Genomic DNA, 9343 nt, shown 5'->3' on the forward strand with positions numbered 1-9343 from the left:
CCCGACCGCCCGAGCTGAGTAAGTGAATCATCACGCTCGGTGAACAGATGGTCGATCGGAGGAAATGGCACGAATCGGCGGTTCTGGTCAGACGTCCCACCCCTACCAGCGGTCGCGATCGAGACCCTGACCGGTGGCACCGGCGTCGGCGGCGCACCCGAATCCCACGAGCCAGCGGGCAGGACCGCTCTCTCCCGCGGCGATCTCGACCTTGCCCAGCATCATCGGCTCGGGCAGGGCGGCCAGGAACTCCCCCAGCGCCGACGGGGCGAGCGTCCACACCTCGCCGCGAATCGCACGGCCGGCCTCGGGATCGCGGATCAGTCCCGGTTTGGGCGGGGTCGTATCAAGTGCGACCAGACGGTACGACTGGGTCGTGGTGACCTCGCCGGCCCACCGGGCACCCCGTTCGCTGAGCTCGTGCGTCAGAGGCCCACCCCGCATGTGCGCCCCGAAGACCGCGAGTTCGATCGCATCGTCGGGCTCCGCCCAGGAGGACGCCACCGAGTCGTCACCGACGAAGCGACGTGCCACGTCGACGAGCACGGCGTCGGCATGCGCGACGCCCAGGAACGTGACGCCGAACTGGGCTGTGCTGCCGTCTCCTTCGATGACCGTCCCGGCCGGCACCGCGAGTCCGCAGAGGTCGAAGAGGTTGCAGAAGTTGGTGTACGTGCCCATCCGCGAGTTCACGCCCACCGGATCGGCGGCCACCTCGGCGAGCGTCGGGTGCGCCGGCGCGGTCGGGACCATCAGGACCGTCGCATCGCCCCACTGGTTCATCGCCGCCGCACGAAGGTCCGCCAGCCGACGACGGGCGCGCAACAGGTCGACCGCCGAGAAACGGTCCGCCGCATCGATGATGGCCGACACCGTCGGATCGAGGCCGGCGGCGCCGGGATCGGCAACGGAATCGAGGTACTCCCCCACCGCCTCGTATCGCTCGGCGACGAGCGCGTCGTCGTAGAGGAGCCGGGCGGCCTCGAGGAACGGCGACAGGTCGATGGTCTTGATCATGAGCCCCGCCGCCTCGGCACGATGCACCGCGTCGTCGAACGCGGCGCGCCATCTGTCGTCCAGACCGGGCAGCTCGGTGGGCACGGCGACGACCGGGCGTTCGGGCGCGGCGTAGGGCATAGACTTCGGGAAGGGGCGTGTCCCAGCGGCTTTCGCCATCACCGCAACCGATCGGTCGGCCAGCGCGAGGTCGGCGGCGAAGATGGTGAGGACATCGTAGCTCCGACAGGCGGGTACGACTCCGTCGGTGGAGACGACACCGAGGGTCGGCTTGACACCGACGATGCCCTGCAGGCCCGCCGGCACCCGACCCGACCCGGCGGTGTCGGTCCCGATGGCGATGTCGGCGAATCCGAGGGCGACCGCCACCGCCGATCCCGAGCTCGATCCACCCGAGATGCGGTCGGGGCGTCGGGAATCCCGCACCGCGCCATAGGGGCTGCGCGTTCCCACCAGTCCGGTCGCGAACTGGTCGAGGTTGGTCTTGCCCAGCACCACCGCGCCGGCCGCACGCAGGGCGGCGACCGCGGGCGCATCGGCCTCGGGGGTGAAAGCGAAACCGGGACACCCGGCGGTGGTCGGCAGACCGCCGACGTCGACGTTGTCCTTGACCGCGAGAAGAATGCCCGCCAGCGGTCCGCCGGTCGCGACGGACCGCTCGTATTCGGCACGCACCTCGGCCTCGGGCCGGAGCGTGATGAACACCTCCGGACGATTCGCCTCGGCGATCCGCGCGTACACCTCGTCGATCCTGCTCATGCCACCCGCTCCTCGTCGTCCGCGTTCTCCGACGCTCCGCCGTCGGCCACGCTCACACCGGCCGCTCGCGCAGCGAATTCACCTTGTAACGACCATCTCTCGCGCTCCTCCGCACGGGCGATCTCCATCGTCTCCCGGCGAGCGGAGATGTCGCCGGCGTGCTCGTCGAGGAAGCGCTGATGCGCGGCCAGCGAGAACTCGCCGTCGACGATCTTCGTGCTGTCGCCGCGCCCGGCGGCGACGTCGGCCCGCATGTCGAGCAGCTCCTCCGAGCTGACCGGATACCAGTGAATACGGTCGAAGAACCGCAGCAGCCACGGATGTTCGGGATCGAAACCCGGGGCCGGCAACGGATGCCGGTGGTTCCACACCTGGGTTGTCCGTCCGACGAACTGATAACCGCCCGGGCCTTCCATGCCGTAGATGCACAGGTAGGCGCCGCCGATACCCACCGCGTTCTCCGGGGTCCAGGTGCGGGCCGGGTTGTACTTGGTCGTGACCAGGCGGTGGCGGGGATCCAGCGGAACAGCCACCGGCGCACCGAGATAGACGTCGCCGAGACCGAGGACGAGGTAACTGGCGTCGAAGACCGTGCGGTACACGTCGTCGACCGAGTCCAGGCCGTTCATCCGGCGGATGAACTCGATGTTCCACGGACACCACGGGGCGTCGGACCGCACGCCGAGCATGTACCGCTCGATCGCTTCGCGAGTGGCCGGGTCGTCCCATGAGAGCGGCAGGTGCACCGTGCGGCTCGGCACCACGAGGTCTTCGGCGGCCGGCAGTTGGCTCTCGCATTCGGTCAGCCACTCCAGCATCTGCGCCTGCGACCACACATCCGGGTCCGCCTTCACCTGCAGGGAGCGGATTCCCGGCGTGAGATCGACCAGCCCGCGCGGCTTCTCGGCGGCGATCCGCTCGGCCAGCGCATGCACGCGGGCCCGCAGGGCCAGGTCGAGGTGCATCTCGCCGTACTCGACGAGCACGTTGTCGTCGCCGGACCGGCGGTAGGTGACGGTGGTCGATCCGTCGGCGGTCGTCGTGGTGGCCAGGATTCCGTTGTCGGCGTCGCCGCCCGACGACAGGACGTCGACGAAGCACGCCCGCCGGCCCAACCCGACCTCGGCGGGCGAGGCCGCACGGTCACCGCGCACCGCGACGAACCGGATCGTGTCACCCGGCTTCAGCTGGCCGAGCTTCCAGCGCTGCGCGGTCGTGACCGTCACCGGGCACACGAATCCACCGAGACTCGGGCCGTCCGGGCCGAGCAGAATCGGTGTGTCCCCGGTGAAGTCGAGGGCACCGACCGAGTAGGCGGTGTCGTGGATGTTCGACGGGTGCAGACCGGCCTCGCCACCGTCGTCGCGCGCCCACCGGGGTTTGGGTCCGATCAGCCGGATACCGGTCCGGTCGGAGTTGAAGTGCACCTCGTAGTCGGTCGCGAACAGATCGGCGATGTCGTCCTCGGTGAAGAACTCCGGGGCGCCGTGGGGTCCGACGGTCACCGCCAGTTGCCAGCTGTTGGTGAACGCCGGTTGCTCGTCGGAGAGGATGCGCCGGGGCGCGCCGGCCGGCGCACCCAGCAACGCGAGATCGTCGCCGGCCACCAGCGCCCGCCCGTCGAGCCCGCCGAACTTCCCCATGGTGAAGGTGGACCGGCTCCCGAGGTGATCGGCGGCGTCGAACCCGCCCCCCACCGCCAGATACGCCCGCATGCCGAGGGTGCCGATCGATCCGATGTCGAGCACGTCACCTGGTTCGAGAGTCAGCGGAACCCATTGCGGTGCAACTGTTCCGTTGATCGTCACCGGGACCGGCGCCCCGGTGACGGCCACGACCGCGGACCGGTCGAACCGCAGGGCCGGCCCCATCAGCGTGATCTCGAGACCGGCTGCCGTCCCCGGATTGCCGACAGCGATGTTGGCGAGCCGGAAGGACAGGTCGTCCATCGGACCGGAGGGGGGTACGCCGACCTTCCAGTACCCGACCCGGCCGGGCCAGTCCTGGATGGTGGTGAGCGGACCGGACCGCAGTACGGTCACCGCGCCCGTGGTGGTGGCAGACATGATGGTGGGATCCTCGTCGGAGTCAGGCGACGCCCGGGGGCGTGGAGGTGAACGGATGTCAGGACGGCCGGGTGACGATGACGCGCACCGCCGTCGGATCGAATCCGTTGCACGGGTTGTTGATCTGCGGGCAATTCGAGATGAGCACGAGGGTGTCGACCTCGGCGCGCAGCGCCAGTCGCTTGCCGGGGGCGGACAGCCCGTCGACGATCCCCAGCGAGCCGTCGGGGTCGACGGGGACGTTCATGAAGAAGTTGACGTTGCCGACGAGGTCAGCCTTGCCCAGGCCGTGCCGGCTGCCCTCGATCAGGAAGTTCTCGACGCATGCGTGCTGGTGCTTGGTGTGGTGGCCGTAGCGCAGCGTGTTGGACTCCTGCGAGCAGGCGCCGCCGAGGGTGTCGTGGTTGCCGACCTCGTCGGCCACGATCGTCATCAGCGGAGTGGAGTCGTGGTCACGGATCACGCTGCCGGTGGTGAGGAAGATGTTGCCCTGCGCGGCGATCGTCGCCTGGGCCGAATACCGCTGGGCAGTGTCGGCGGCGGCGTAGAACAAAGTGTCGACGGCCTGGTTGCCGTGCAGGTCGACGATGGTCAGCACGTCGCCGGCGGCGACGACGCCCGACCACGGAGCCCGGTCGCCCACATGCGCGTCGTCGACGACGGCGCCGGGGACGAGAGCGAGTTCGGCGGCGGGCGCCGAGGCGAAATCGGTGATGAGTGCGGTGTTTGTCTCGGTCACGATGGGTGGTCCTCTCTGTGGGTCGGCTCAGTGATGAGCCGCGGCCCAGACGTCTTCGGAGTTGGCGACCGCGCGCTGGTACTCGGGGTCCGTGCCGGCGACCTCGGCCAGCAGCGTGTCGAGGTCGCTCTTCGCCTGCCACGCCAGCACTTCCAGCGAGGTGGTGTCGAAATGCGGCGACGGGTCGAGCGGATGCGCGGTGTTGGCGATCGCGACTGTGCACGGCAGATGCAGGATCAGATCGACCGAACGCCCGGGGCCCGCGCTGCCGGTCGAGCGCAGTGTCCCGTCGGCGTCGACGGTGACGCCGTGGAAGAACGACAGCGACGGCGCCACATCCGTGGGTGTCAGACCGTGCTTCGCGGCCGCGAGCGTGAACAGCTCACGTCCGGCCGGACTACCCGAATGCACCTCCCCGGCTCCATATCTCGCGGTATTGCCCGCGAGGGTCGAGGTACCGCACAGGGCGTCGTGGTGACCGGAGTCGTCGGCGACCACGGTCGCGAGCACGCGGCCCTGATCGCTGAGGAGCGGATGACCCGCACCCAGGTACGCCTGCCACGGGACCTTCACGGTGTCGGCGACGTTGAGACGCTCCCACGGCGTGTCGGCGCGCCAGAGCAGCAGATGGGCGCAGGCCGCGCCGGCCACATCGGTGAGCCGCAACCGGGTCCCCCGTGCCAGGACCTTGCTGGTGTAGCGACCACCGGGCACCGTCTCCGCCCAGGTCAGCGAGGTGGGCGGGACGTCTGCGGGCGGGTTGGGCCAGGCCGATGGCGGCACCACCGGCATGCTGTCGGTGATGGCACCGGCCTGCGCACGGGCGTGTTCGCGGGCGCCGGTGGTGGTGCCGGTACCCGCCGCGGTGATCGTGCTCATTCGGAACTCCTTGTTGTAGAGGGTGTTCGGGTGCCACCCTGCTCCCCGAAAAGCGAGCTTGCGAGGGTATCCCCCTGCTCCCTGAGGAGCGAGCTTGCGAGGGTCTCCCCCTGCTCCCTGAGGAGCGAGCTTGCGAGCGTCTCCCCCTGCTCCCTGAGGAGCGAGCTTGCGAGCGTCACGAAGGGTCTTCGCAACTCGTCTCGCCAGACCCTTCGTGACGCGCCCTCCGCAAGCTCCGGGCGCTCCTCAGGGAGCAGTGGTTGTGCGGTTCTTTCGGATTAGGGAGCAAGGGGGCATCAGGCGGACGGGGAGGTCGTCACCGGTCGCGGGTGTTCTTTTCCGCGGGGGTAGCAGGCGATGCCGACGAGGACGGTCGCCACGATGCAGATGGGGCCGGCCCAGCGGAGGATCGGCATCTCACCGGACGGGTCGAAGACCTCGGCCCGCGGCCACGCCAGATTGATCACCATCAGGACGCCGTAGAGCACCGCGAGGGCGTTCACCACGATACCGAATCGGCCCAGGCTGAACAGCTTTCGGCCACCGGCGTCGACGGCCGGCGTGTCCCGGCCGCCGCGATGCGGCCAGCCCTGGAACCGCCGGTAGAGCATCGGGCCGGTGACGGCCAGGTAGGCGAGGTAGATCAGGATGATGCACACGCTGGCGAGGGTCGCGAAGATCGCCGAGTTGCCGACGTTGACGAGCAGGATGCCGATGCAGAGCACACCGATCAGGATCGACGGCAGGATCGGGGTCCCGGTGCGGCTGTTGACATGTGCCAGTTGCGCCGAGAACGGGAGCCGGCCGTCGCGAGCCATGGAGAACATCAGACGCGAGCAGGCGGTCTGGATGGCGAGGGTGCAGATGAAGATCGCCACGGCCACGTCGGCGAGCAGGACCTTGCCCCAGAAGCTGCCGAGCACGGAATCGAGGACGTACGGCAGACCGCCGGTCGCGAGTTGCTCATCGAGGGTGGGTGCCGCCATCAAGGTGCCGAGCAGCATCAGTCCGCCGCCGATGGCCGAGACGGTCAGCGCCATCCGGATGGTGCGCGGTGCGACGCGGCGCGGGTCCCTCGTCTCTTCGGCCAGCTCACCCGCCGACCCGAAACCGACCATGACGTACGCGGCCATCAGACCGGAGACGATGAACGCCCAGATGTAACCGGGCTGCTGACCGGGAACGCCGGTGTCGAAGACGACGTCGGGACCGCGCTGGGCGTGGGTGAACAGTGCCAGGATCACCGAGACGACACCGACCAGTTCGCAGACGACGCCGATGCTGTTGACCCGGCTCATCCACCGGACGCCGACACAGTTGATGGCGGTCACGACCACGAGCAGAACCGAGCCGAGCAGCACCGCGTTGGCCGCACCGCTCGTGGTGGTGAGGGTTGGGTCGTCGCCGATGATCTGAAAGCCGATCCAGATCGACGGCAGGACGACCTGCAGGGCGATCGCGGCCGCGGCAGCGGTGACGACCTGCGCGATCATCATGAACCAGCCGCCGAACCAACCGACGACCTCGCCGCCCATTCGCCGGGACCACTGGTAGATCGCGCCCGAGATCGGGTATCGCGCCGCGATTTCGGCGAAGCACAGCGCCACCAGGAACTGGCCGGCGTAGACGATCGGCCAGGTCCAGAAGAAGGCCGGGCCGCCGAAACCGAAACCCAGACCGAACAGCTGGAAGATCGTGGTCAGGATCGAGACGAACGAGAACCCGGCGGCGAAGGACGCGAACTTGCCGAGCGAACGATGGAGTTGCTGGTCGTAGCCGAGTGCCGAGAGGTCGTGTGCGTCGGCATCTCCGGCGCCCGGGCCGGACGATGATCCAGCGGCCGAGGAGGGCGATGCCGCGGGAGCCACTTCGGGGGTGGAGGTCATGCGCGGTCTTCCTTTCCGAGAAGAAGCTCCACGTTGAGCACGGTTGAGGCAGGCACTGTTTCCTGTCACCTGATAGGTAAGCCCTCGCTGATTTCTATCGATTGACAGAATTGTTCCGGTCGTGAAAACTCCCGTTACGTCCGCGTAACGCGCCTGGGATTTCCCCGGTCGGCGGGTCCGCGAACGGCCGAAGCACGCGGCCTGTCGGCTAGGGTCGAGAAATCCGGGTCACAAGATGCCCGGGTTGCGAGATCTGTTGACGCAATTGAGGAGACGACATGCCGTCCGGCTCGAGTACGGCCCCGACGCCGACCGGCCGCGGCCGCCCGCGCCTGGTACAGGCCCGACGCCGCGGGCAGACCGCGCGCGAGGAGATCCTCGACGCCGCTGCCGAATTGTTCACCCGCCACGGGTACACCGGGACGTCGACACGCATGATCGCCGAGGCGGTCGGCATCCGACAGGCGTCGATGTACCACTACTTCGGCACCAAAGACGACATTCTCGCGACCCTGCTGGAGACGACAGTCGTCGCCTCACTCGACCGCGCGCGGGTACTCCTCGACGGGGATGGACCCGCGCTCGCGCGGCTGCTGGAGCTCGCGCGCTTCGATGTCGATCAGCTGGCACAGTCGCGCTGGAACCTCGGCGCCCTGTACCTGCTGCCCGAGGTCGCCGACCAGCGTTTCGTCGAATTCCGTTCAGCACGGCAGGAATTGGGCGACTCCTATGCCGCCCTGGCGGCCGCGGCACTCGGCGACTCCACCGACAAGCGGACGCTGCTCCCCTTCCGGCTGGTGGAGTCGGTCATCATGATGCGCGCCGACGAACAGCGCGGCGAGCTCGGCGAACACACGGCCGCCGGTCTCGCCGCCACCGTCGTCGACGCGATCTCGCGAATCCTGTAGCAACAGAGCGCACATGGCCGACGTCGCTACGGAGTTCCCGCGAGCGTGACGGCTAGCAGGTTCCGATCACGCCACCCTGCAGCGCCACCTCCATCTTGCGCACGATGGAGCAGTCCGCCGGACCACTCCCGACACTCCGCATGGGTTCGACCTGCTTCACCGCGGGGGTCGGGGCGAGCTGCCGGCCGACCGGCCTGGTGACCTGCGGTACGACCGGCTCCGGGGCGGCATGCCGCGGCTGATGCGGGACGACGACCCGCTCGGCCGACACCTCGGTGGCGTCCGCGCGCAGGTGTCGCGGCTTGTCGACCGGCACCTTCCAGCCCTTGTCGTAGCCGTGCGCCGCACCGATCGCGACACCGGCCGCAACCGCGGGCAGCGCAACGAGGGTGGCGACCAGAGCCGTCCCCACCACGGGTCCGACGACGAGTCCGGTGGGCAGGAACGGGATACCGAAGAGCAGACCCAGTCCGCCGCCGACGACGCCGCCGACCGCGAGGGCGAGGGGTGCTGCCACCCCGGCTCCGATGACGCCACCGACCGCGGCGTCACCGACCATCTGCTCGGCCACCCGGTCAGCCCGCGCGACCGGTACCCCGTTGCTCTGTAACACATCCGAGATTCCTTGGACGATCTCACCGGCTCCCGCCGAGATCTGCGCGGCCAGTTGCGGGGACACCGCTCGCGGACGGGTCAGGTCCAGGTTGCCGACCCGAACCCGGTCCTCGGCATCGACGACCGGCACCGCCACCGAACCGAGTGGCCGCAGGTGCCGCGGCCCCGGTGTCGGGACGACCGACGTCACGTCCGGCCATGACCCGACCACCACCGGCGCCGCATCCGAGACCAGCGCGGCGTCGATCTGCGCGATGCGGAAAGCGTTGCCGGGCAGTGTTTGTGCTCCCGACGTCGATGAGGAGGGAACCACCGGGACGGGCAGGGCCACCCCGGGTGAGACCGCCTGGGCCACGGCCGGGGCCGTCACCGTGAGCGACGCGGCCATTGCGCAGCCAAGCAAGGCGCCCGCCGGGCGGCGACCGCGCGGACGTGGGCAACGGTGTGCGCCGGATTTGCCGTTCTTGTCCATGG

General features: G+C 69.2%; 7 protein-coding genes. 1 reads left to right on the plus strand and 6 read right to left on the minus strand.

Going from position 1 to position 9343, the window contains the following annotated elements; all coding sequences use genetic code 11:
- Window positions 1-102: 102 nt before the first annotated feature.
- The 5 genes from atzF to A9310_RS05490 form a co-directional block, all read right to left on the minus strand.
- The gene (gene atzF / locus A9310_RS05465) at window positions 103-1776 is read right to left on the minus strand and encodes an allophanate hydrolase (protein ID WP_065629712.1); all 1674 of its coding nucleotides are present in this window, start codon (window positions 1774-1776) and stop codon (window positions 103-105) included.
- The gene (locus A9310_RS05470; RefSeq protein WP_065629713.1) at window positions 1773-3842 is read right to left on the minus strand and encodes a 5-oxoprolinase/urea amidolyase family protein; all 2070 of its coding nucleotides are present in this window, start codon (window positions 3840-3842) and stop codon (window positions 1773-1775) included. Before A9310_RS05470 ends, atzF begins: the two co-directional genes overlap by 4 nt.
- 58 nt (window positions 3843-3900) lie before the next feature.
- Complete coding sequence (locus tag A9310_RS05475) at window positions 3901-4581, minus strand: urea amidolyase associated protein UAAP2 (protein WP_058253818.1); 681 nt, start codon at window positions 4579-4581, stop codon at window positions 3901-3903.
- A 27-nt stretch (window positions 4582-4608) separates the two neighbouring features.
- The gene (locus A9310_RS05480) at window positions 4609-5460 is read right to left on the minus strand and encodes an urea amidolyase associated protein UAAP1 (protein ID WP_065629714.1); all 852 of its coding nucleotides are present in this window, start codon (window positions 5458-5460) and stop codon (window positions 4609-4611) included.
- Between the two features lie 296 nt (window positions 5461-5756).
- Window positions 5757-7346: an amino acid permease gene (locus A9310_RS05490; RefSeq protein ID WP_065629716.1), complete on the minus strand. Its 1590-nt coding sequence runs from the start codon at window positions 7344-7346 to the stop codon at window positions 5757-5759.
- A gap of 278 nt (window positions 7347-7624) precedes the next feature.
- Between A9310_RS05490 and A9310_RS05495 the strand changes: the two genes are divergently transcribed.
- A complete protein-coding gene (locus A9310_RS05495) occupies window positions 7625-8254 on the plus strand; it encodes a TetR/AcrR family transcriptional regulator (protein WP_065629717.1) in 630 nt (209 codons plus the stop codon).
- Between the two features lie 52 nt (window positions 8255-8306).
- Here A9310_RS05495 and A9310_RS05500 read toward each other — a convergent pair whose 3' ends face one another.
- Window positions 8307-9341, minus strand: a complete 1035-nt coding sequence (locus tag A9310_RS05500) for a hypothetical protein (RefSeq protein WP_065629718.1) — start codon at window positions 9339-9341, stop codon at window positions 8307-8309.
- Window positions 9342-9343 lie beyond the last annotated feature (2 nt).

Source organism: Gordonia sp. UCD-TK1 (assembly GCF_001691435.1).
Lineage (GTDB): Bacteria > Actinomycetota > Actinomycetes > Mycobacteriales > Mycobacteriaceae > Gordonia > Gordonia hongkongensis.